We start from the raw sequence: 23,542 nt of genomic DNA, 5'->3' as shown, positions 1-23,542 counted from the left end.
TTTAGGGAATAAAAAACCGGCACGGGAGCCGGTAAGTAAAACAATGTAGGAATATAATTATTATTATAATTACTGAATTATAATTCAGCCAACTCAATAGGAACGGGTTTCCCTATATGGTATCCCTGTAACCAACCAATACCCATCGTAATTAGCATCTTTTCAATTTCCTCATTTTCAACAAACTCAGCGACTACTTCCATGTTTTTGAGTTTTGCTACTTCGCAGAAGGATCTGACGGCGCATCGACTAAATTCATCGGTCAATATATTACGGATGAATGAACCATCAATTTTCAGAATGTCTGCGTCTAACGTTCGTAGTCGTGAATAGCTTGATGCTCCTGTGCCAAAATCATCAATAGCAATTTTAGAACCGGCTTTACGTAGCGCTCTCAGAACATCAGTGACATTAGCGTTGTCAATAATATCTGATTCAATGACTTCAAATATTATACGTTCAGGTGCTATTGAGTATTTTCTAAACAATGTAAAAACATTATCAAGAAAATCAATTTTATTAAGCGAGTCAGGCGTCAGATTAATGGAGAAGTGACTGTTTGGGTCAGATTTCTGCCGTGACTGTATAAAACGAAATGTTTGCTCTATAACAGTGATATCCAGCGCAGGAAGTAATCCTGCCTCGCGAGCAACTGGTAGGATGGTGTCTGGAAAGATTAACTTACCATCAACCATTTTTATCCGAATAAGTATCTCGTGATAACGTGTCAGTCCCGTGGTTGAAACGATCGGCTGAACAACCAGCATCGTTGATACGATGGGTTGAGCCATAAGCTCAAACGACTTTCTGTCAATTGCCTTTTGCAACATATGACGAATGACAGCCTGGCTGACAATTTTATCACCTGGCACTTGCGGGCTGAGTAACAACGGTTGCCCCTGCATTAACGAGATGTAGCTTTGGGTATTAAGATGCTTAATTGCTTGTGATAAATTTTTAATCAGGTTTTTCTCGGTGGTATATGCCACACCACAAGATAGCCCTAATTGGTAGTCCTTCCAGATAAAACGAAAAGAGTTTAGGTCCTTGTAGAGATCAGGAATGTCAGGGACAACATTAAGGCGAAGAATTATTCCATGACCTGGTGCGTAATAAATGTCACCTGTACCCTTAATCAATTTACGTACATATGCGCTTAGCGCTTTTACAAATTCAAAACGGAATTCTATTCCGTGAGTTTGCTCCAGCGTATTCAACTCTGTACAACGGATGTAACACAAGCACTCTGTTGCGTGTTTACGGATGTCCATTTGCAGGGCCTGAAAGTTAGGCAGTCCGGTGTTAGGCTCTGATCTAAAAAGTTGTTTGAGGCGGCGGAGATATTTTCGGTTATGAACCACAAGTACACCGGTAACAACAATCGTAATAGAAAAGACAAACACTATCGTGGAGGAAATCACGAGGCTATGTAAATAATTATTATAGTTAGCAGGTGGAATATAACTGTTTATATAATATCCCAACAGGATAAGCATTGTTACCCATACAGGGGATATCAAAGCATGGCCAATACAGATCACTCCCCATAGCATTACTGGAAGTAACCACAGTAATGAATAGTCTGTAAATATAAGAATATCCTCTCTGATGACGATCAAAGCGGACATAATGCACAGTAACAGCACCAGCCATAATACTTGATACAGAATAGGAGGGCCGGATTTTATCAGCGCCTTTACTTGTCTAATGTATAGAATGCACCATGCAGGATTTTGAACGCTTCTAAGCAACAGATAACAAAAAGGGATGCCAGTCAGGCAAGAGTTCATCAGCCACTGTAAGTTAATTAATGTTTGTAGTGTAAAAAGGTTTGCGATCGGTGCAGAGGCTGTGTTCGACTGGAACCAGTGATCAATCGAGATGAATAGTAAGGCGTTGCAACACACGAGCCAGACAATACGCAGGGTAGTAAGCTGGCTACGACCAAAGCTAACCGCGCCTCGTTTGCCTGTCGAGAAAAAGTAGAGTGTCTGGCTAATGAGAGCAGCCAGTAGCTGAGCCGTTAGTGTGAATACCGAAGATAAAGAGTAAGAGTAAAGCGCATACAAGAAAAAGGCAGCCAAAATTGGCAGCGCCTTTTGCCGGTATAAAACCAGCAATGCAGAAATGAGAGGTAAAGTGAGATCGTAAAAATGCAGTGTTATACCCGCAACATCCTCTTGCTTACTGAGATGACCAGCGACCAGCTGTAATGCAAAAAACGCGATACCGACACAAAAATAGTCTCTAAATGTATTAATGAAATTTATATTTTCCGCTTTTCTTAGCAATATCATCATTCGCAATTCTCAGTGAGTTATCACCGTTCTCGATTTAAGTCATCTACTTAAAACAGGTTAGACTAGAGGTTCGAAATGTGTATTTTTGGATGTTTTCGCTAATTGAAAACCATTCTAAAATATGTTATGTGAATTTTTTAAAAGTAACCCTCGATAATTTCACTGTGTTTCACAACGCAGGGGAGAACAATCTTTGTGGCTGTACTGATAATAAAAGTTCTGTCATTAGTCATTATTTAAGACAGAATATACGATCGATAATAACGATCAATATAAATCTTTTGATAGATTTTATCGATAGGTTTAGCAGATCATAAATACCATGAAAGATCGATGAAAGCTATTAAAGTGTTATCTTTTAATGGTATTTATTTCATAAATGTTAATTAAGTGCTTTGTTTATTAAAATTTAACCTACGGAGGCATCTTTCTAAGGGAATCATTCTGTTATTGTCAGGAAAGTGAGTTTCCCCACCTTCCCACAACACACTCAATTGTTAATCATTAACGAGGCTGCTGCTGTGTCGCGCAGTGAATACCGCCGCCACCGGCAGCGATACCGTCGATATTCAACTGAATAATTTCACGATCGGCAAACAGCTCCTGCAAAATAGCATGGGTATTACGATCGGTGCGCTTATCGCCAAATTGCGGTGCAATGACGGCATCATTACACAGATAAAAATTGATATACCCCGCGGCGAAATCATCGCTCGCATAAGTCTGGCGGATGGTAGAAGGTCCTTCCAGCGTGACTACCTCCAACCGTCGGCCTTTGGCATCCGTGGCGGCCCGTAATATGTCCAGATGACGTCGGGTGATCGCGTAATCAAAGGATGACGGATCCTGCTCAAGACCCGCCACCACCGTACCCGGATGCGTGAATCGGGCGTAAAAATCTGTATGGCCGTCGGTAATATCCTTGCCGGCAATACCTGGCAACCAGATGATTTTCTCCAGACCTAGCAGTCGCTTAAGTTCTTCTTCGCATTCGGCTTTGCTGACGCCAGGATTACGGTTGGAGTTAAGCACGCAGCTCTCGGTGATGATTGCTGTGCCTTCACCATCTACCTCAATACCGCCACCTTCCAGAGTCAGTACCGAGGGGATAAACTCGGCATGAACGTAATCAGTAATAAATTCAGCCACATCGGCATCTCGTTCGTGCTCTTGCTTATTGCCCCAGCCGTTGAAATTAAATCCCACTCCGCCGAGCGCGCCGCTGGCACTTTTCACAAACACCGGCCCGGTGTCGCGGATCCACAGATCGTCTATTGGGTGAACCAGAAGATTGACTGACGACCCGCACAGACGCGCGGCGAGCTCGCTGTCTTCTTCGCGTACTAACATATTCACGGGTTCAAATGCGGCGATGGTTTTGGCAACTAACGCCAGGTTTTCCTGCACCACCGGTAGCAGATGAGGTTCCCAGATCTCCGCACTGGCACCAAACGCCATCCAGGTTGCCGTATGTGGTGCGCCTTCATCAGGCATTTGCCAGCGGCGGTTCTCTGTTGCGCGGGCAAATTGGCTAAAGCTGAAGCCCGTCATACCGGCGAGTAGCATACTCGTTGAAGTCACCAGGCCTTGTCTGACGAATGAACGTCTTGTCATCATAGGATTAACCTTTGCGTATTTTTACCTGATATCAGGTGAATAAAATAATAATAGATAATAAATATTCTGCGTATTTTAAATATTGAATAATAAATAAAATGATCGCGGGTAAATTTCACGCGAAATATAGCACAAGAGATATGCGTTGCAATCTCTTAGTTTTATATAATGAGTGAAACTGGCGACTATTAAAATTTATCAACTATATATTTATATATAATTTATATTTATCAGCATGAACATATGGCACGCCGTTAGCTCTGAGCCCCGTCTGACGGGCCTTGCCGTGGATTGTGATCTGGCCGATTGTTCTGTTGTATTTATTAATGACATGAACCGTGTGGACTATAGTAAAGATGGCCGTTATTTCTCATCATTAATAACCGTGAGTGGGGGATGTGAATGAAGAAGATACTGATGCTGGTCGGAGATTATGTCGAAGATTATGAAACGATGGTGCCTTTTCAGGCTTTGCAAATACTTGGGCATCGTGTGGATGCCGTCTGTCCGGATAAAAGTCAGGGTGACTACGTTCAAACCGCCATTCACGATTTTGATGGGGCGCAGACATACAGTGAAAAGCCGGGGCATCGTTTTACGTTAAATGCGAATTTTGCCGAGGTGCGGGCCGCCGATTACGACGCACTGTTGATCCCCGGCGGGCGTGCTCCGGAATATCTTCGACTGAATCCGGATGTCATTAAGCTGGTGCAAGATTTCAACACTGCCGGTAAGCCTATCGCCGCAGTTTGTCATGGGCCCCAACTGTTAGCGGCGGCGGGGGTGTTAGAAAACCGGACCTGTAGCGCTTATCCGGCCTGTGCGCCCGAGGTTCGTCTGAGCGGTGGACATTATGCCGATATTGGCATTGATCAGGCCCACGTTGATGGCAATCTGGTGACGGCACCAGCATGGCCCGCGCATCCGCAATGGTTAGCTAAATTTGTTGAAGTATTAATGAAGTAAGCGATGATGCGATGAAAAAGTCGGTATAACCTGCCAGGCTATACCGACTGCATTTATTATCTCTTCATGAGTGCGAATACGCCCCACCCAATATATTCCCGGGTGAATGCAACGTGTCGCACTGGTGAACTTCTCAGTTGCTCTCTGACTTCGGCGGCAAACTCATCGTCCGGATTTGCCTCCAGCCACCGGCGCATCGTCAACCATTTTGCCGCCTCGTATCTGTCCCAACCTTCCTGGTCAGCCAGTACCATTTCCACCACGTCATAACCGAGCAGGTCGAAAGACGAAACGAGTTCTGGCAGAGAAAGAAAATCGGCTACTGAAGCCGCGCCGCAAGCCATAGCGATCTCCTCCGTTGCGGGCATCTGACGCCAGTACGGTTCGCCGATGAGCAGGATCCCGCCTGGTTTGAGACTTTGTTCCAGCTGTTTGATCGTTCCGGCAACGCCGCCGGCAATCCAGGTTGCACCAACGCAGGCGGCAATATCGAATTTTTCTTCGGCGATATAACCTGTTGCATCGGCATGAATAAAACGCACGTGCTCAGTGACGCCTAATTCACTTGCCCGCATGGTGGCTTGCTCACTGAATAACTGGCTCATATCGATACCAACGCCGGAAATTCCATGATCGCGAGCCCAGGTGCACAACATCTCGCCCGAGCCGCTGCCGAGATCCAGGATGCGGGTTCCTGGGGGCATACGTAAAACCTGACCTAACGTCGCATATTTTTGCGCGGTGAACGGATTATGAATGCGATGTGCGCTTTCGCTGATCGTAAAAATCTTCGGGATATCCATCTCTCTCTCCTTAGCGATTATCCAGTTGGGCGCGAACGTTGTTCAGCCCGGTGGTATTGATGCGGTAGGGCTGACCATTAACGGATTTGATCAGTTTTTTCGTTCTGAGCTTTTTGAATACGTCGAGCGTGCAGTCGCAGAGCAGTAACCCTTCGCGGCTATAGCATTCGACGGAAGTGACACGACCAGATGCATCGCGGACGTGAGCAATACGGCCACCTTTGGCGAGAACGTGTAAGGTACGTTGTTCCTGACGGGATAAATTCATACTGGAAAACCTGTTTAATCATCATGTGCAAAACGTGCAAACACACAGCGGTGTCCGCATTCGATTTCGGCGCATTGATAACCAGTCCGGCCTGAAAAGGTCGGTAAGCTGATTATCTGATGATTACATTCTCCAGCATCAAAGCCTCGGGTTGAGTTGATAGGTATTTACCTGCTGAATCATACCAGCCTGGGCGAGTAGGGGAATCGTTCTGTCGGGAAAATGTGATCTATGACGAAAAATTGCGTTTAGCTTATTTTATAATTTTTTAACTCTCGTTAGCTGAGCGGTGTATGGATATATTAAATTTATTGAATATTCAGACATTGTCATTAGCGGTATTGGCCGTAATGATGTGTTGTTAGCCCCACTTGCGTCATACTATAGATTAGTGATATTTAATTTTTCCCTATCCTAATTTTGTTTTATTTGATAAACATGTCTTTATTATAAAAAGGATTTTTAATGGTGTTTACTTTTAATTCTTTTTAGGAATTTTCTTAACGTCGTGAGGTGTGTATACTCAATCCAGCAAGAAGCTCTTCTGTTATCATCAAAACTATAAAAATGTCCTTAACACCCGTATTACCTCTGCCCTGAATCTCTTCTCAGGGGAGAGGTTTTTTTTGCCTGTGTATAATTTTGATAATCGTCATAAATAGATAATTTAATATTATTGTTCTTGTTGTTTTGCATTGGTGATGACGACAGGTTTTGTTCTGTGAACCATACGGTAATGTTGAAATAGTATCGCTATGAATCTATTTCATGGTGAATAGTGTGATTTCATCTTTATTTATATGGGTATTATATAGTTTTTCTTATAACTATCTGTTTTTAAGCGTTATGTTAATTTTCGCTTTTGAAGTAATTGTGATTTTGTTCACGGATTTTAGTGCGTTAAGTGGCTATTTGTAGAGAGGTGCAAACGGTTGCATGTTGCTGTTACAGCATTTGTTCATTAAAAAAATATAGCGATGGTATGTCTTGTGTCGGTATCGGGGGCAAGAATCTAAATGATTTTTATTATCCCTTAGACATACGAATGCCGTTTATGACTTCTGTTAGCTTAACACCATGGAAAATGTAGTAAAAACAGACAGGGAATATGATTTTATCAATCAAAAGGAGTTTTTAATCACTGGTGTAATTACTGGCCTTTTTTATCTTCCTTTATATAAATCGTTGTCGTAACACCCATAAAATCAGCGTTCTGGGATGAGCGCTGATTTTATTTTGTTCTCAGATTATTCAACCCCACGCTGTATGCAGGTCTTCTCTTGCAGTACCTCGTAAATGATACATTAAAGGATCTCCTGGAATGGATATTGTTGAACGCTTTATTAACTACACGAAAATCAATACCACGACCTCAAGGGAAAATGGTGCTAATGGGATAATGCCTTCTTCACCTGGTCAAATGGAACTGGCAAAACTACTTGCAGTAGAACTTGAATCATTAGGAATGGAAAACATTGAGGTTAGGGATACCGCTATTGTGACCGCGACCTTACCTGGAAATACCGATGACACGATCCCTGTCGTTTCCTTTTTTGGCCATCTGGATACCAGCGCGGAACAGACCGCGGACACAAATGCGCAACGTCTTCACTACAGCGGTGGGGATTTGTGTCTGAATCAAGAGCTGAATATTTATCTGCGTGAAAGTGAATTTCCGGAACTGAAAAATTATGTCGGCGATGACCTGCTGGTGACGGATGGTACCAGTCTGCTAGGGGCTGATGATAAAGCCGCCATCGCCGCGATTATGAATGCTCTGGAGTACCTGATCGCGAACCCGGAGATTAAGCATGGGCCGGTGAAGGTCGGTTTTGTTCCTGATGAAGAGCAGGGATTACGGGGAGCAAAAGCGTTTGATGTTGCGGCGTTTGGCGCTGATTTTGGCTATACCCTGGACTGCTGCGGCATTGGAGAGTTTGTCTACGAGAACTGGAACGCGGGTGATGCGGAAATCATCTTTACCGGCCAGTCCGCGCACCCTATGTCGGCCAAAGGTAAGCTGAAGAACTCGCTGCTGATGGCGCATAAGTTTATTGCGATGCTGCCCGGAGGAGAGGCGCCTGAGTATACGGAAGGACGCGAAGGGTATTACTGGGTAAAACAGCTTCAGGGTAACAGCGCCCGTACGGTACTTAAGCTAGATATCCGGGATTTTACCGAAGAAGGGTATAAGGCGCGTATGGCATATATCCGCCAGCTTGCCGTCAGCACCTGCGCGCTGTGGGGAGAAAACAGCGTGGTCTGTCATTTAACCGATCGCTATGCCAATGTGTTCAATAGCTTGCAGGGCGATGCACACTACCCGATTGATATTGCGTTTCGCGCGTATCAGAAGTGTGGCATTACCCCGCAACCTGTCGCCATGCGTGGTGGGTATGATGGCGCAGTGCTATCGCAGAAAGGACTGCCTTGCCCGAATATTTTTACCGGTGCTCATAACTTTCATTCAATTTATGAATATCTACCGGTGCGTTCACTGCGAGCCGCCAGCGATGTGGTGGTAGCGGTCATTGAGGAAACCTTTGCTGAGTTCGCGCAGAGGAGAGCTCAGTCATGATTCAGGTGTTAATTGCCCTACTGGTTATCGTGGTGGTCGCGCGTCTGATACTGAAAGGTTATCGCGCTGAACCGGTGCTGTTCATTGCGGGCCTGGTGTTGATGATTTGTACGGCGTTAACCGGATGGGGTTCTGTATTACCGAAGGGCGTTGCCAGTACGGGGATTTCATTTCTCGATCCTTTCGAGGTGATGCGCGATCTCTTTAGTACGCGTGCTGCCGATCTCGGCCTGATGATTATGGCGCTCATGGGATTTGCGCATTACATGGATCATATCGGGGCAAATGAAGCGGTTGTGCGGGTCGTGACGAAACCTTTGCGCGCGCTGCGTTCGCCCTATGTGCTTCTATTTTTCTCCTATCTGCTCGCCAGCCTCCTGCAGTTGGCCATCCCATCCGCTACCGGGCTTGCCGTGTTGCTGATGGGGACGATGTTCCCCATTATGCTGGGGTTAGGGCTTTCTGCGGCCTCGGCTGCTGGGGTTATTGCCACCTCGCTTGGTGTGGCGTATACCCCGACGGCCATCGATGCTATCAGGGGATCTAAAGCGGTCAATATGGATGTGGTGGAATACGTTGTTTACCACCAGGGACCCGCAGCGCTGGCAACCGTGCTGGTCGTCGGCGTCTGCCATTTCTTCTGGCAGCGGCATTGCGACCGTAAAGCGGGAACGCTACCACGAGAAATCGGTAGCGCTGAGGTGACTGACTCAGGAAAAGCCCCGGCTTTTTATGCGCTGCTCCCGATGCTTCCGATATTGATGGCGGTGGGATCATCGGAAATGTTCGTCAGTGGTATTAACCTGAATATTATCACCATTGTGCTCATTTCGATGGCTGTCTGCATGTTGATTGAGTGGCTGCGGGTGCGTGATTTAAAGTCAGTATGCGAAGGATTCAGCCATTTCCTTAAAGGCATGGGCACCGCCTTTACCGGGGTGGTTGGGCTACTGGTTGCGGCAGGTGTTTTTGCTCACGGAATTAAAGTCATTGGTGCCATTGATCAATTAATCCTGATGGCGGAGCACGTGGGATTACCTCCATTTGCTATGGCGGTGGTGTTTGCGCTGGTGACGCTGGCGGCAGCAATTATTATGGGATCGGGTAATGCGCCATTCCTTGCTTTCGTTGAGCTGATCCCGCAAATCGCGGCAAGTATGGGCGCTAACGCTGTTGCCATGATCCTGCCGATGCAGCAGGCATCACATATGGGGCGGGCAATTTCACCGGTTTCCGGCGTGGTGATTGCCGTTTCCAGTGGGGCGAAAATAACGCCATTTGATGTGGTTAAACGTACCGCCGTACCGTTGATTGTGGGCTTTGTAACGCACACCCTGATCATCGGTATTTTCTATTAACTTCGTCTGTAATAAGCAAACTTCCGGGTTGCTGAATGCCCGGTAGTTTGCTTTTTCTGTTTACAGGTCTCATCACAAAAGGTGATATTGATTACTGGTGATTATTATTAACCTTTATCTTTATCGCATTATTCTTATTAGTCATTGTTGAGCCACCCCAGATTAATGATTAATAAGTATGATGTATTATATTTGCACGTTTATTACATAGGGATAAGTTAATCTGGATCATATTTTGGCGATTTTAGTTGTAGTAATTTTTTAATAGAGTAATACAAGAATGACGTGGAATAACAATGATGATTTATTTGGGCAGGTTTAAGTGGTAAGGGATTCTGGAAGAGTTAGTACGTTACGACATCATTATTAGGATGATCTGGAAGCCTTTACCTGGAGTGCGTTAGTCGCAATTGGTATCGCAATAAAGGATCATAAAATCTACTCTAAAATGTCAGAGCATCTATTCATTATGCATTGGCTGGCTATTGCCAAAAAAAGAAAAATCTTTTCGAAGAGCATTGTCAGTGAGCTTCAGTGGTTAATTGATGAGGGGAAGAAAAAAAGCCTCAATGCACAACTTAAATTTAAAATAGAATATTTGTACGCCACATCGAGTGGTGATGTGACAATGCAAAACGACTATTTTAAATTTACTCACACGATTGAAGTGTTGAGAAATAATGGATGGGAGAGCTTTCTGCTCACTCCGGAGAAGTGGCAAGGCCTTCATGAGAGTATTAAGGTCAGAAAAGGTGACTTTATTTTTATGGATGACACCCGGCTTCAGGAGTGCTTTGGCGTGCAGGGGGAGATAGTCAAACCTTTCTGTATTCGAGTGTACGGCGATATTGAGTTTGCAAAGTTAACGTTCATCAAACATAACCTGCCGGTTGAATTTGTGAAACATATTTCGAATGAGTTTTATTACTTCAATTTTCTTTCTGTTAAGTAATGCTTAACTGATATGGGGGACAAATTTCTGTTTGTTCAAAGAGTGTATTGATCTACCTGTGAAGCTATCGGATATATACCACGCGCAAAGGACAGCGAATGTTTACTCGAAAGTTAGTGATTACAACCGAATGGATAAGGTTGTCGGATACGCCAGACAATGTATCCATTTCTTTTCGGGGCGTTCTTGAGATCGGTGAAAGCACGGTTGTGCCAGATGGCAACACGCCTCTACTTCGCTTAGAAAATGAAATGGCACCTGTCGCCGTTGATGCATTGTCATGGGTGAGGGTGCCAGTTGAACGCCAGGAAAATGTTATCGTCTATATTTTCTGAATCTTGGTTTATAAATCCATTAATAATATTAATGTCGATTTGTTCTTATTTTATTCCTCCCGGTGCAAGATGAGATGTCTGGCTGAACAATTCGTTGGGGATCACATCGCGGGTGAGAGCATTTGTAGCGCGTGTACATTATAAATAATGCCAAACACCGCCACCGCGAGCAGAAACAGGGAGGAGATAAAAACGCTGCGTCTGGCAAACCGCTCTGGCATCCAGCGTTTGAAAACCATGATGTAAAAAGACAGCACCGTAACATCAAAAATAACCCATACCAGCGTTAGCGTCACAATGCTGGTGGTGAAATCTTGCGTAATGGCAATGAACTGGGGAAAAAACGCTACGAAAAACAAAATGTCCTTTGGGTTAGCGACCCCTGTCAGAAATCCATGGATAAGCCCGCTGTTATCGCGTTTTGGCGCACACAGTCCGGGTTTTGAGTCCCTGGCCCGCAGGCCGTTAATCGCCATCACACCGATATACAACGATCCCACAAGACCCAGTACGCCAAGCCATTTCGCAGAGATTGAAACCACGCCAGCTAGCATCAGTGCAGCCAGAGCAATCAATACTAAAGAAGCGCCGTTAGTGCCAATCAGCGTGATAAAGGCCCGGCGATAGCCGTGCTGCGACGCGGTGGTGGTAATCAGCGCCACGACAGGACCCGGAGTTAACAGCAGGGTTACTACGCTGAGGCTATAGGTAGCCAGTAAAGTGAAATTCATACCTGATTATCCTGATGATATTTTCCATCAGTATTCCGCCTGCGTGGCGCATTGAAAAACGAATAAAACTGCGCTCTACTGTGAGTAAAACTCAACATAGAAGCTGAGAATGACGCTACCTCCGTTGTATGCCCTGAGGGCTTTTGAAGCCGCAGCCCGTCTGGGATCGTTCAGTAAAGCCGCTATTCAACTTAACGTGACGCCGGGCGCGGTAAGCCGTCATATTCGCACGCTGGAGGCATGGTTTGGTTGTGAGCTATTTGTCCGCAGCGGCCCGCGTATCGAGATAACGCCTTCTGGCCAAGGGCTGGCGCAGCAGTTGACGGCTGGGTTTCAGAGTCTGGAACACGCGTGTCATGCCTTTCGCAGCAGCAGTCATGAGCTACGGCTGAAAGCGCCGTCTACGTTGACGATGCGCTGGCTTCTGGACGTGCTGCGTCATTTCCGTGAAGCGCATCCGACCCCGGTTGTCGAAATTTCCAGCGTCTGGATGGATACCGATTCGGTATCCTTCGGTCGTGAACCGTATGACTGTGCGATCCTGTTAGGGAATGGCCATTTTGGTGACGATACCGACAGCCGGTTGCTGTTTCAGGAGTGGCTTATCCCGGTGTGCTCAACCGCACTGCTGGTGCAGGCGCAGCGCGATCTTTCTGCCTGTGAACTGATTCATCCCTCAGCGGATCGCCGTGACTGGCGTCGGTGGCTGCAACGCACCGGAAAGTTTCCGGCGTTGAATCTTGCGCGAGGCAAAGTGTTCGACACCCTGGAGCAGGGCAGTCTTGCCGCGATGAGCGGTCATGGCGTGTCCGTTGCCGACCTGCTGTTAAGCCTGGCGGCCATTCAGGCAGGGATGTTGGCGTTACCGTTTAAAGATGCGGTGGCGACTGGCGAGGGGTATTACCTTGTCTGGCCAAAGGCTTCAACACGGCTCAGAAATATTGAGCTGCTGTATCGCTGGTTAAAAGAGGCTGCGCCGTGTGTCTCCTCGGCAGATCTAAACTGGCTGGATTAAGCTGTTTATTCTGCTAATTATCATATTGATAATGGTTCTCATTATTATTGTCGTATTGCGCAGGTAATGGTAATGTTGCTTCAGTTATAAACCGTTAATCCCATTTCCTGTGCAGAAGACAGCATGAACAATACCACCGCCCTGAATGCCTCCGGACGCGTCGCTCGCACTTTCTCCGTCAGCGAGTTTATGGATTTTGGTGAGCGCTACGGGATCGATTACCGCTTTCCCCAGTTGGCACAAAGGCCGGATTTACCGTCTGGCAGCCCTGTTCTGCAAGGTGAAATTGAGGAGATGACTCTCCCATGTGGGATGTGCGTGACGCACTCCGACGTACAGGTATTGCAACCCTACGAAACCACCTCTCGTCACGACAGCCCTCTGTATATGCTGGTGGTACTGGAAGGCTGCGTGATCCTGACGCTTAACGGACAGGAGCATGTGGTGCGCTCCGGCATGGCGTTTAGCTCACGCCTGAGTGAGCACCAGACGATGCGTGCCCGTCATCATGCTGATTGTAAACTGCGGACATTATCGCTCGGTTTGTATCCCGACGGCGCGTGTCGCACGGGGTTGCTCGAATCGTTGATGCGTGAGTGGGAAAGATGCCAGACGCCGACGCTTATCTGGCAGGTGCCGGGGTTTTTACTCAGCGGACTACTGTACGCGCAGCAGAGTACGATTAGCCATATTTCTCGTCAGCTGATGCTGGAAGGGCTGATATTACAACTGTTTGGTCATGGCCTCAGCGTGTGTCAGGTCGAGAGCGGTAAACGTCTTGCGGCGAGCGGTGAGCAGCAGCGGCTGGAGGTCGTTCGCCGACTGCTGGAGCAGAGTCCCGAAAAAGACTACACCCTTAATGAACTGGCCCAACGCGCAGCGATGAGTCCCAGTAGCCTGCGCAGTAAGTTTCGCACAGCCTATGGCTGTTCGGTATTCGACTACCTGCGCGATTGCCGTCTGGAACGTGCGCGCGGCTATCTACTGGAAGGATATAGCGTACAGCAGGCGGCCTGGATGTCGGGTTATCAGCACGCCACCAACTTTTCTACCGCTTTTCGCCGCCGTTACGGCTTTTCACCCGGTGATTTACTCAAACTTTGCTAATCCATATTTGCGTTTTACGCACGTGATTTCCTGACAATTTGGCACTGCGCATAGGCAACCTGGCATCCGGCATAGCTATCTCCGCCAGCAAAAAGGTAATAATTCTCACTTACAATTAGACATGCCTTTGGAGATATTCATGTTCGCGAAGACTCGCTTGGCGCTGCTGGTGGGATGGATTACCGGCAGCGTGGCTTTTCCTCTGCTGGCGCAGGAAACAACAAAAAACGATACGGTGGTTGTCACCTCGCAGATGCAGAGCGGGGCCACGAAGCTTGCCACGCCGGATATTGAAACACCGCAGTCGGTATCGATCGTAACCCGTGAACAGTTTGAAGAGCAGGGCGCAACCAGCGTGCGCCAGGCCGTCAGCTATACGCCGGGGGTGTACAGCAATCAGATTGGCGCTTCCAACCGCTTTGACTACATCGTGCTGCGTGGCTTTTCTGACGGTAGCCTGGATAACGTCTATCTCGATGGTCTGAAGATGATGGGCGACACCAACTCACACAGCTCGCTGGTGGTCGATCCGTGGTTCCTCGAAGATATCGAAGTCGTACGTGGCCCGGCTTCCGTACTGTATGGCCGTTCCTCCCCGGGTGGCATTGTGGCGCTGACCTCACGTAAGCCGTCGTTTGATGCGGGCGGTGAGGTGAAGCTGTTTGCCGGCAACAATAACCAGCGCGGCGCGGCGTTTGACGTCACCGGGGCACTGGATGATAACGATCGCGTGGCGGCGCGACTGAGCGGGATGACGCGTTACGCGGACTCGCAGTTTGGTCCATTGAAGGAAGAGCGTTACGCGCTGATGCCCAGCCTGACCTGGCGTATCACCGACCAGACGCGTCTGGATCTGATGGCCTATCTGCACCGTGACCCGGAAGGCGGTAGCCACTCCGGTCTGCCGTATGACGGCACCGTGGTTCCGCATTACGGGCAAAAGATCTCCAACACCTTTTACGAAGGCGAGGATGATTACGACAAATACGATCGCCGTGAAAATATGGTGGGCTACAACATTGAGCATATGTTTGATAGCGGTTGGTCGGTGCGGCAAAAGCTGCGCTATCTGCATACCGACGTTGAGCTGAATCAGGTGTATGCGGCGGGCTGGCTGAATGAAACCGAGCTTAATCGCGGTTACTCCGGCTCTGATGAAAAAATGTCGGCGATTACGCTGGATAACCAGCTCGACGGCAGCTTTGATACCTGGCAGGTAAACCACCGTCTGCTGGTGGGGATCGACTATCAGGATCGCAGCAACAATACTACCGGTTACTACGGCGCATTCCCGCCGATCGACGCTTTTAACCCGGTGTACGGCGCGAAGCCTGATTACATCGACATGTATGCGCGTGAGAAACACAAGTTGCGCCAGACGGGTTACTATTTGCAGGATCAGATGTCATGGGATCGCTGGCGTATTACGCTCGGTGGTCGCTACGATCAGGTCAGCGTTTCTAACATTGATAAGATCAACGATACCCGCAGCGATCTGGATAAAAACAACTTCAGCACCCGCGCCGCGCTGCTCTATTTATTCGATAACGGCTTTGCGCCGTACGTGAGTTATTCCACTGCCTTTACGCCAACCAGCTTTGCCGATGAGAACGGCAATCTGCTGGATCCGATGAAAGGCAAGCAGTGGGAAGCGGGGCTGAAATATGAGCCGGAAGGACTTAACAGTCAGTTCAGCGCGTCGGTGTTCCGTATCAATCAGACGAATATTGCCACCAAAGAAGAGCCGACCGATCCGTACCGCTCGATTGGGGAAATTGAATCTGAAGGGGTGGAGCTGGAGGCAATTAGCCAACTGACAGATAGCTTCCGTTTGCAGGCGGCGTATACCTATACCGACATTCGCTATAAGAAAAGCAGCCCGGAGGAGCAGGGCAAGCGCGCAGTGTACGCCCCGCGTAACCAGGCCAGTACCTGGCTGAGCTACGATGTGAAAAGCGGTCCGCTGGACGGCCTGACGTTGGGTTCAGGCGTGCGCTACGTTAACGGTATTACCAGCGATCGCCTGAATACTCACACCCTGCCGTCCTACACGCTGGTGGATATGGTGATTGGTTACGACTTAACGAATATCGGCATTAAAGGGTTGAGCGCGCAGTTAAACGTTAACAACCTGACTGACAAGCGCTACGTTGCAGCCTGTAACTCGCTCTCATACTGCTACTTCGGCGCCGAGCGCAGCATTGTCGGCAGTGTGTCCTGGAAATTCTGATGTTTTAGCCGGATGCGGCGCTGGCGCCTTATCCGGCCTACGGCAGCGTGCAAATCGTAGGCCTGATAAGCGCAGCGCATCAGGCATAGTGGATTGCGGTTATTTTGTAAAATCGTTCTGCAGACAAATCTGCACGCTGGCGCCTTATCCGGTCTACGGCAGCGTGTAAATCGTAGGCCTGATAAGCGCAGCGCATCAGGCATAGTGGATTGCGGTTATTTTGTAAAATCGTTCTGCAGACAAATCTGCACGCTGGCGCCTTATCCGGCCTACGGCAGCGTGCAAATCGTATGCCTGATAAGCGCAGCGCATCAGGCATAGTGGATTGCGGTTATTTTGTAAAATCGTTCTGCAGACAAATCTGCACGCTGGCGCCTTATCCGGTCTACGGCAGCGTGTAAATCGTAGGCCTGATAAGCGCAGCGCATCAGGCATAGTGGATTGCGGTTATTTTGTAAAATCGTTCTGCAGACAAATCTGCACGCTGGCGCCTTATCCGGCCTACGGCAGCGTGCAAATCGTATGCCTGATAAGCGCAGCGCATCAGGCATAGTGGATTGCGGTTATTTTGTAAAATCGTTCTGCAGACAAATCTGCACGCTGGCGCCTTATCCGGTCTACGGCAGCGTGTAAATCGTAGGCCTGATAAGCGCAGCGCATCAGGCATAGTGGATTGAGGTTATTGTGTAAAACCGTTCTGCAGACAAATCTGCGCGCTGGCGCCTTATCCGGCCTACGGCAGCGTGCAAATCGTAGGCCTGATAAGCGCAGCGCATCAGGCATAGTGGATTGCGATTATTTTGTAAAACCGTTTTGCATACAAATCTGCGCGCTGGTTCTCAGCGTAAAGGCGACTTTGTCTGGGTACTGGCTGTAATAGTTATGCTCTTCTTCCAGCCCTTTTGCCTGCGCCAGACGTACCGTTTCCAGCGAGCAGGTACGGTAGATCAGGTCTTTATTCATATTGGTCTGCTTTTCGCGTTGTTTATCTGCGGACAGCGCCAGCCAGCTTTCGGACAGTGAGTAATCGTAGACCACCCGATTTCCTTTCGCCTGCACGTTCTCAATGGTAATGAATTCGTCGATTTTCAGTCTTGGCTGCCCACGCATTTTTTTCTTATCTTCCGCGGCGGCATATTGGGCCAGCGCATGAATATCCATACTGGCTATTTTCTGTTTATAAGCATCTACATAAGCGGTAGGTTGCTGATAATGCCGAGCGTAAGCGTTTCTTAATTCCCCGTCATTCATCGTACAACCTGCCAGAAACAGAGGTAATAGCAGTGCCAGTTTTATTTTAGTCATGATGTTATCCCGTTCATTATTTTGATCCCAGTCGCCCATAACAAAATAGAAAAATTATTACAGATGATATTTAAGGTTGTATAAACGAGAGCGCGATGGCACAAGTTCAATTGTCTTAAAATGGCAGGACAGGCGGGAAACCCTGCCAGAATTGGCAGGGTTTTGAACATACTGATAAAAAAATTAATGGCCGATCATCTTTGCCTTCGGGATCAGCTGGAAATACATATGATCAGGCACTGGTGTATCCCAGACATTGGCATAAACGGCATAACCAATGGTGGCAAACAAAATGCCAAGCACCAGTAGCGTCATGGCAACACCTGATAGCGTCTTCTGTCGCCATAACGGTTTACCGTTGTCTTGCGCCCCCGGCGGTGTTTGCAGTGAAAAGCTCAGCGTTGAGGCCACCGGGCAGGATTCAACGCAGGTCATGCAGCCAGTGCATTCCACGGTACGCACCTGAATCAGTCTGTCGACCTGGATATTCGACGGGCAGTTTTTCGCGCATTTTCCGCAGTCGATGCAGCTGTCTGCGTTACGGCGGATTTTAAACGGTGAGAGCAGCGAGAACAGGCCGAGCAGCGCACCATAAGGGCACAGATAGCGGCACCAGGCATTGCGAATAAACAGGCTCAGGACGCTGATAACGACAACAAAGATGAGCGTAGCGGGGCCAATATGGCGAAAGAAATCGAGCATTTTCACGTCGATAATCATGCCATAGGCCGACATTAGAAAATACTGAATCCCCTGCGCAGGCATCGACAGGGCGATATACAAAAAGAAACTCAGCAACAGATACTTCAGACTGAGCAGCGGGATATCCAGCCAGCGCGGCAGCGTGAAGTTGCGGCCAAATACTTTTTTCCCCAGATTGCCGAGCAGTTCGGACAGCGTGCCCACCGGGCATAGCCACGAACAGAAGGCTTTTTTTAACAACAAACTAATCAGGATAAACGCAACTAACAGCAGCATGGAGGCGGCATGGATAGGCGGAAGAAAACCAGTCTCCAGCGTATAGCGGATATTCATCAAACCCGCGATTGGTAGCCATCCCTCAATACCACCAGGCCTTGGAATATAGACGCTGGTGCCGGCGGTTTCGAAATAGCGGACCCAGTAATAGAACGTTACGCCAATATAAATATTAATAGCCAGCAGGAGAAACTGGGTGGCTTTTCGCCAGCTGCTGGCATTGCGCCAGTCATTCCACGGCAGCTTGCCTCCGATCGTGCCAGGACGGCGCTGCCAGCGTGTTCTCTTCTTCCCGTTCATGGTTTTATACTATCCCTCATATTTCCCCTTCTGCATTCAGAAGGCGTCATCACCGGGATATGCTAGCGCTATTCAGATTTGGTGTATTTGATTTGCATCTTATTATGTGGCTGTTATTTTTATCACGCAAATAGACTTGAATAAAAATAACAGCTCGGTATTTATCGCCGATCAGATAAATACCCTGAACGGGGTATTTATTTCTCTGTGGCGGAGAAGGTTATTCCTGATATACCTCTATGCGATCGCGGCCATTACTTTTCGCCAGATAAAGCGCGCGATCGGCTTTATCAACCAACTGTTTATAGTCGGGGTGATAGTCATATTCGGCGATGCCAATGCTGACGGTAATAGAAAATGATTCTGCCGCCGATGCCGCCATGCACATCCCGGCAATCTTCATACGCAGCGTTTCGAGAATGATACTGGCCTGCGACTTGTCTGACTCGACGAGCAGGATCATAAATTCTTCACCACCGTAGCGGAACACGTAATCGCTGCTACGGATATGATCATAAATGACCGCTGCGACGTTTTTGAGTGTCAGATCGCCGGTATTATGCCCGAAGTTATCGTTAATTTGCTTAAAGTAGTCGATATCCAGCATCGCCAGGGTGAAGGGCTTCCGCGCATGTAACGCTAACGAAATCTCACGCCGCATGATGGTTGGAATAAAGCGGCGGTTAAGTAACTGGGTCAGCGAGTCTTTACCATTTTCCTGTTTCACCAGTGCGTCAAACATTGAGGCGAGCAGGAAATGGATTTTTGCCGATAGCTGGCGGACATCCTGCAACAGGCTCATCCTCTCAGGTTCTGTTGGCTGATGCTGATGCGAAAAGGTGGTCGTCATGCGGTTGTCGATCTCTGCTATCAGCGATTCCATTTCTTTCAACAGATTGCTGTTGCCGAGAATGTGTTTTCCTTTATGTGAGAACCACATACCAAAATCAGAATTCGCCAGAAATACCATCTCACCGAAAGGCATACCGATGGCGATGTTATAGATAAACTGATTTTCCCAGTCGGTAAATGAGCGAATTTGTCGTTCGCGTTCGACGTTAACGTCATCGTAAATGGTCTGCAGGCGATACTGCTCCTGCGTATGCAGGGAGTTTTGGTGGCTTGGGGAATAAGAGACGGTCATGGCCTCCAGCCCAGTATCCATTGCCAGACTGCTGAAACAGATAGCATTGCTCAGCAGGGAAGACGAGTCGTCAGCTTTGGTTTTCAATACCCGATACAGCTCATCTTTGAGCTTACGCGCGCCGCGGTTTACCAGATCGATGGGCAGACCGATACGGGCATGCACCACGCCAATTTTGCGTTGTTTGGCCAGCAGCTGCGGTAGATCTTCGTGCGCGCTGCCGAGCACGCTGCGTAACCAGTCAAACATACTACCACTGAGGCGGGTACTGACCTGTTCTGTATTAAGGAACAATGCGCTCTGGGCATGGGAGAGCATATAGTCATAAAAAACGGTCACTAAATGGCGGATCTCTTCATCGCTTAACGATGTGAGGAGCATGTGAACTTCAGGCGATGTTTGTCGTATCAGCGCCTGCCATTCTGTAAGGAGTAATGTGTCGTTTACCGGTTCAACCTGTTCCATCTCACTGCCACTCAACCTGCGATTAAAAATTCAGGCGGTATTACGGACAATTACCTCACAATGGTCAAGTTAAACTCTCTTATCGATGGCTAATACCTTCATAAATAAGTCTTAGCGCGAAAATACCTATTATTGCGCCAATCACCCGGCTGGCAACACGTTGGATACGACCATACGCCCGTCGCACGGCAGGCAAAGAAAATGCCTGGCTGAGAAATATACGCCAGATAACGGAAGACAACACAATGCCTGCCCAGGCCATCAGTCTGGCCCACGTAGGTGTGTCTGCGCTTAAGGTGACCGAGAAGATACTAATGAAAAACAGCACGGTTTGCGGGTTTGATAAATCCGTTAGTAATCCACGGCGGAAAAACACATACCAGGGGGCGGAAAGCGGTTGCTGTAGCGTGGGCATTTGCGGCGTGGCCTGATGGCGGATGCTGTTCCAGGCAAACCACAGCAGATAGGCGCCGCCGACAATCTTAATCAATGAAAATATCTCTTCACACTGGGTGATTAGCGTTGCCATACCAAAAAGCCCAAGGCCGGAGTAAAACGCATCACCCAAGGCAACACCCAGACCGGTCATCACACCTGCGCGTCGTCCGGATGCCAGGCTAGTTTGTACTACCACGAACAGATTTGCGCCGGGGTTAAAAAAGGTTAAAACAAAGAGGCTGATGGTAAGAACGACGGCGTGCAGAGGTTCCATAGACAACATTTCCATTAGTAAGCGCTTAAGTGACAGCTAACACTATAATTTTAGTGTGTTCATCATTCTGCGTATTCACTCACACTGCGCAGTGAAACGCGCTGAGATTTGCAAATGACTTCATAGATTATTTTGTGCAAACCTGGCGCGTCAGATAACGCGGCGGCGCAGATTTTCTGTTATCAACGATTCGCAAAATCTCTTTATATTTCCGCCTGCTCTGGATCTTTTTGCCAGGCTGAACTACTTATTAATCATCCTTGACTCGCATGTCGAATGTTCAGGGGGCGATGATGGCATATATAACAAAATCTGGAGCTTTTATATGAAAACTGGAATTAAAGTACTTATTGGTGCGTTAGCTTTTGTTGTGACCAACGCGTACGCCGCGGAATTTATGACGAAGGTTGAGTTTGAAAAGGTTGAGTCTCAGTATACAAAAATCGGTGATATTTCAACGAGTAATGAAGTCTCTACTTCGGATGCTAAAGAAGACCTTCTGAAGAAAGCTGAAGAGAAAGGTGCTGACGTGGTGGTATTAACCTCCGGCCAAACGGATAACAAAATCCATGACACAGCGAATATTTACAAGAAAAAATAACGCGCTACTGTAAAAGACACGATACCCGCCGGTCATTGTACCGGCGGTTTTTCTTTTAGCCTGCGCCAGAACGTGGTTCTGCTAATTCCGAGATACCGCGCGGCGGCAGTTTTGTCACCATCAAATTGTGCCAACACCTGTTGCGGCGTCAGCAATGACGATGCTTGCGGTGAGTCTGCAACAATGGCCAGTTCCGGTAACAGCTGTTGTAAAAAATCCACATTCAGCTCTGGCTGCGGCTCGACGCTTAAAAATAGCGCCAGGCGCTCCATCATATTACGCAGTTCGCGGATATTCCCCGGCCAGCCATAATTCAGCAACGTCGGCTGACTTAACCCCAGCCCCTTGCGAACAGGCTCAGAAAACGGCACGTCCAGTTCCGCCAGCGACTGTTTTAAAAAGCCTTCCGCCAGTGGCAGGATATCGGGCAACCGCTCGCGTAGCGGCGGCAGCTTGAGGCGTAAAATGCTCAGGCGATAAAACAGATCGGTTCGAAATTCCCCCTGTTTCATCTCCTGCTCCAGATTACAGTGTGTGGCGCTAATCACCCGGACATCGACCGGAATCGGCTGATGTCCACCGACCCGGGTAACCTCTTTTTCTTCCAGCACGCGCAGCAGTCGGGTTTGTAACGGCAGCGGCATCTCGCCTATCTCATCAAGAAACAGGGTTCCGCCGTGGGCGATTTCAAACAGGCCGGCGCGCCCCCCTCGGCGAGAGCCGGTAAAGGCGCCGTCCTCATAGCCGAACAGCTCCGCTTCCAGCAATGACTCGGTGATTGCTCCGCAGTTGACGGCAACAAACGGCGGTGAGGGTTTACCGCGCCGATTCTCCTGACGGGTGAAAAACTCACGGTGAATGGCCTGTGCGGCCAGCTCTTTACCCGTTCCTGTTTCGCCCTGAATGAGGACCGGCGCACGCGAACGGGCGTACAGCATAATGGTGTGCCGTACCTGTTCCATCTGCGCAGAGTGACCGCGCATATCTCCGAGCGCGTAGCGAGTGCGCAACGTATCGCCAGAGGCGTACTGACCGTTTCTGCGTAATGTCAAGCGGGTCATATCCAACGCATCGACAAAGGCCTGGCGCACGGTGGCCGCCGAATAGATAAAGATGCCGGTCATACCTGCTTCTTCTGCCAGATCGGTAATCAATCCCGCACCAACCACTGCCTGCGTACCGCCGGCCTTCAGTTCGTTGATTTGCCCACGGGCATCTTCCTCGGTGATATAGCTGCGCTGTTCAAGCTGCAAATTGAAGGTTTTTTGAAACGCGAGAAGCGCAGGAATGGTTTCCTGATAGGTAATGACGCCAATCGACGAGGTGAGTTTTCCCGCTTTTGCCAGCGCCTGTAGCACGTCGAATCCGCTGGGTTTAATCAGGATCACCGGAATCGATAAACGGCTTTTCAGATATGCCCCGTTGGAGCCCGCCGCAATGATGGCATCGCAACGCTCGGTAGCCAGCTTCTTACGGATATAGGCCACCGCTTTTTCGAAACCAAGCTGAATGGGGGTGATGGTCGCCAGGTGGTCGAACTCCAGACTGATGTCGCGAAACAGTTCAAACAGGCGGGTGACCGAGACTGTCCAGATAACCGGTTTATCGTCGTTCACTCGCGGCGGTAGATGCGTATCTGCCATAACTAACCCCAAAAATTAAGGAACCGAGTAGTAGGGTTTAGTTGTGTTTCATAAATGTTGCAATGAAACGTGAAGGAACGTTTCATGAAACGATAGCTGACACGCTTTTGTGCAACAAAAATAGAAGCATTGGA

At 48.4% G+C, this 23,542-nt stretch carries 19 protein-coding genes; 9 read left to right on the top strand and 10 right to left on the bottom strand.

Translation table 11 applies throughout. The features are described 5' to 3' along the window. Positions 1 to 77: 77 nt before the first annotated feature. Both SK35_RS19390 and SK35_RS19385 read right to left on the bottom strand, forming a co-directional pair. Positions 78 to 2,300 carry an EAL domain-containing protein gene (locus tag SK35_RS19390; protein ID WP_048214850.1) on the bottom strand — a complete coding sequence of 741 codons (2,223 nt, stop codon included), beginning with the start codon at positions 2,298 to 2,300 and terminating at the stop codon, positions 78 to 80. A gap of 504 nt (positions 2,301 to 2,804) precedes the next feature. Continuing rightward, positions 2,805 to 3,917 carry an agmatine deiminase family protein gene (locus SK35_RS19385; RefSeq protein ID WP_048214849.1) on the bottom strand — a complete coding sequence of 371 codons (1,113 nt, stop codon included), beginning with the start codon at positions 3,915 to 3,917 and terminating at the stop codon, positions 2,805 to 2,807. Between the two features lie 402 nt (positions 3,918 to 4,319). On the opposite strand from SK35_RS19385, the gene SK35_RS19380 reads away from it, so the two are divergent. Then, complete coding sequence (locus SK35_RS19380; RefSeq protein WP_048214848.1) at positions 4,320 to 4,883, top strand: DJ-1/PfpI family protein; 564 nt, start codon at positions 4,320 to 4,322, stop codon at positions 4,881 to 4,883. Positions 4,884 to 4,939: 56 nt separating this feature from the next. On the opposite strand, the gene SK35_RS19375 is transcribed toward SK35_RS19380, so the two are convergent. Next, positions 4,940 to 5,686 carry an SAM-dependent methyltransferase gene (locus tag SK35_RS19375; protein ID WP_048214847.1) on the bottom strand — a complete coding sequence of 249 codons (747 nt, stop codon included), beginning with the start codon at positions 5,684 to 5,686 and terminating at the stop codon, positions 4,940 to 4,942. 10 nt (positions 5,687 to 5,696) lie between these two features. Beyond that, positions 5,697 to 5,954: a YjhX family toxin gene (locus tag SK35_RS19370; RefSeq protein WP_003021255.1), complete on the bottom strand. Its 258-nt coding sequence runs from the start codon at positions 5,952 to 5,954 to the stop codon at positions 5,697 to 5,699. A gap of 1,321 nt (positions 5,955 to 7,275) precedes the next feature. Here SK35_RS19370 and pepT point away from each other — a divergent pair. From pepT to SK35_RS19350, 4 genes are all read left to right on the top strand, one after another. After that, positions 7,276 to 8,532 (top strand): peptidase T, encoded by a 1,257-nt coding sequence (gene pepT / locus SK35_RS19365; protein WP_048214846.1) that lies wholly within the window; start codon positions 7,276 to 7,278, stop codon positions 8,530 to 8,532. After that, complete coding sequence (dcuC, locus tag SK35_RS19360; RefSeq protein ID WP_003830889.1) at positions 8,529 to 9,890, top strand: C4-dicarboxylate transporter DcuC; 1,362 nt, start codon at positions 8,529 to 8,531, stop codon at positions 9,888 to 9,890. The genes pepT and dcuC overlap by 4 nt, the downstream gene beginning before the upstream one ends. Before the next feature lie 448 nt (positions 9,891 to 10,338). Next, on the top strand, positions 10,339 to 10,842 hold the full coding sequence (locus SK35_RS19355; RefSeq protein ID WP_048214845.1) for a DUF2913 family protein: 504 nt from the start codon (positions 10,339 to 10,341) through the stop codon (positions 10,840 to 10,842). Between the two features lie 98 nt (positions 10,843 to 10,940). After that, positions 10,941 to 11,177 (top strand): hypothetical protein, encoded by a 237-nt coding sequence (locus tag SK35_RS19350; protein WP_020996594.1) that lies wholly within the window; start codon positions 10,941 to 10,943, stop codon positions 11,175 to 11,177. A 101-nt stretch (positions 11,178 to 11,278) separates the two neighbouring features. Here SK35_RS19350 and SK35_RS19345 read toward each other — a convergent pair whose 3' ends face one another. Continuing rightward, positions 11,279 to 11,908, bottom strand: a complete 630-nt coding sequence (locus SK35_RS19345; RefSeq protein WP_048214844.1) for a LysE family translocator — start codon at positions 11,906 to 11,908, stop codon at positions 11,279 to 11,281. Positions 11,909 to 12,017: 109 nt separating this feature from the next. Between SK35_RS19345 and SK35_RS19340 the strand changes: the two genes are divergently transcribed. From SK35_RS19340 to foxA, 3 genes are all read left to right on the top strand, one after another. Beyond that, positions 12,018 to 12,923 (top strand): LysR substrate-binding domain-containing protein, encoded by a 906-nt coding sequence (locus SK35_RS19340; protein ID WP_048214843.1) that lies wholly within the window; start codon positions 12,018 to 12,020, stop codon positions 12,921 to 12,923. A 123-nt stretch (positions 12,924 to 13,046) separates the two neighbouring features. Continuing rightward, positions 13,047 to 14,030, top strand: a complete 984-nt coding sequence (locus tag SK35_RS19335) for a helix-turn-helix transcriptional regulator (protein WP_048214842.1) — start codon at positions 13,047 to 13,049, stop codon at positions 14,028 to 14,030. Positions 14,031 to 14,151: 121 nt separating this feature from the next. Beyond that, on the top strand, positions 14,152 to 16,260 hold the full coding sequence (gene foxA / locus SK35_RS19330; RefSeq protein WP_156174771.1) for a ferrioxamine B receptor FoxA: 2,109 nt from the start codon (positions 14,152 to 14,154) through the stop codon (positions 16,258 to 16,260). A gap of 795 nt (positions 16,261 to 17,055) precedes the next feature. Here the strand turns inward: foxA and SK35_RS19325 are convergent. From SK35_RS19325 to SK35_RS19310, 4 genes are all read right to left on the bottom strand, one after another. Further along, positions 17,056 to 17,565: a hypothetical protein gene (locus SK35_RS19325; protein ID WP_230319986.1), complete on the bottom strand. Its 510-nt coding sequence runs from the start codon at positions 17,563 to 17,565 to the stop codon at positions 17,056 to 17,058. A 183-nt stretch (positions 17,566 to 17,748) separates the two neighbouring features. After that, entirely contained in the window at positions 17,749 to 18,843 is a 1,095-nt protein-coding gene (locus SK35_RS19320) for a 4Fe-4S binding protein (RefSeq protein ID WP_048214839.1), read from the bottom strand. Between the two features lie 220 nt (positions 18,844 to 19,063). Next, positions 19,064 to 20,452: a diguanylate cyclase gene (locus tag SK35_RS19315; RefSeq protein ID WP_048214838.1), complete on the bottom strand. Its 1,389-nt coding sequence runs from the start codon at positions 20,450 to 20,452 to the stop codon at positions 19,064 to 19,066. Positions 20,453 to 20,531: 79 nt separating this feature from the next. Beyond that, the gene (locus tag SK35_RS19310) at positions 20,532 to 21,164 is read right to left on the bottom strand and encodes a LysE family transporter (RefSeq protein ID WP_048214837.1); all 633 of its coding nucleotides are present in this window, start codon (positions 21,162 to 21,164) and stop codon (positions 20,532 to 20,534) included. Positions 21,165 to 21,489: 325 nt separating this feature from the next. Here SK35_RS19310 and yahO point away from each other — a divergent pair, with 325 nt between their 5' ends. Next, positions 21,490 to 21,765: a DUF1471 family periplasmic protein YahO gene (yahO, locus tag SK35_RS19305; protein ID WP_048214836.1), complete on the top strand. Its 276-nt coding sequence runs from the start codon at positions 21,490 to 21,492 to the stop codon at positions 21,763 to 21,765. Positions 21,766 to 21,797: 32 nt separating this feature from the next. Here the strand turns inward: yahO and prpR are convergent, their stop codons facing one another. Next, entirely contained in the window at positions 21,798 to 23,408 is a 1,611-nt protein-coding gene (gene prpR, locus SK35_RS19300; RefSeq protein WP_048214835.1) for a propionate catabolism operon regulatory protein PrpR, read from the bottom strand. Positions 23,409 to 23,542: the final 134 nt, after the last annotated feature.

Origin of the sequence: Citrobacter sp. MGH105 (assembly GCF_001037485.2) — a bacterium.
Classification (GTDB): domain Bacteria; phylum Pseudomonadota; class Gammaproteobacteria; order Enterobacterales; family Enterobacteriaceae; genus Citrobacter; species Citrobacter portucalensis.
The sequence above is the reverse complement of the archived record's forward strand: the minus strand, read 5'-3'. Positions and strand labels throughout refer to the sequence as shown.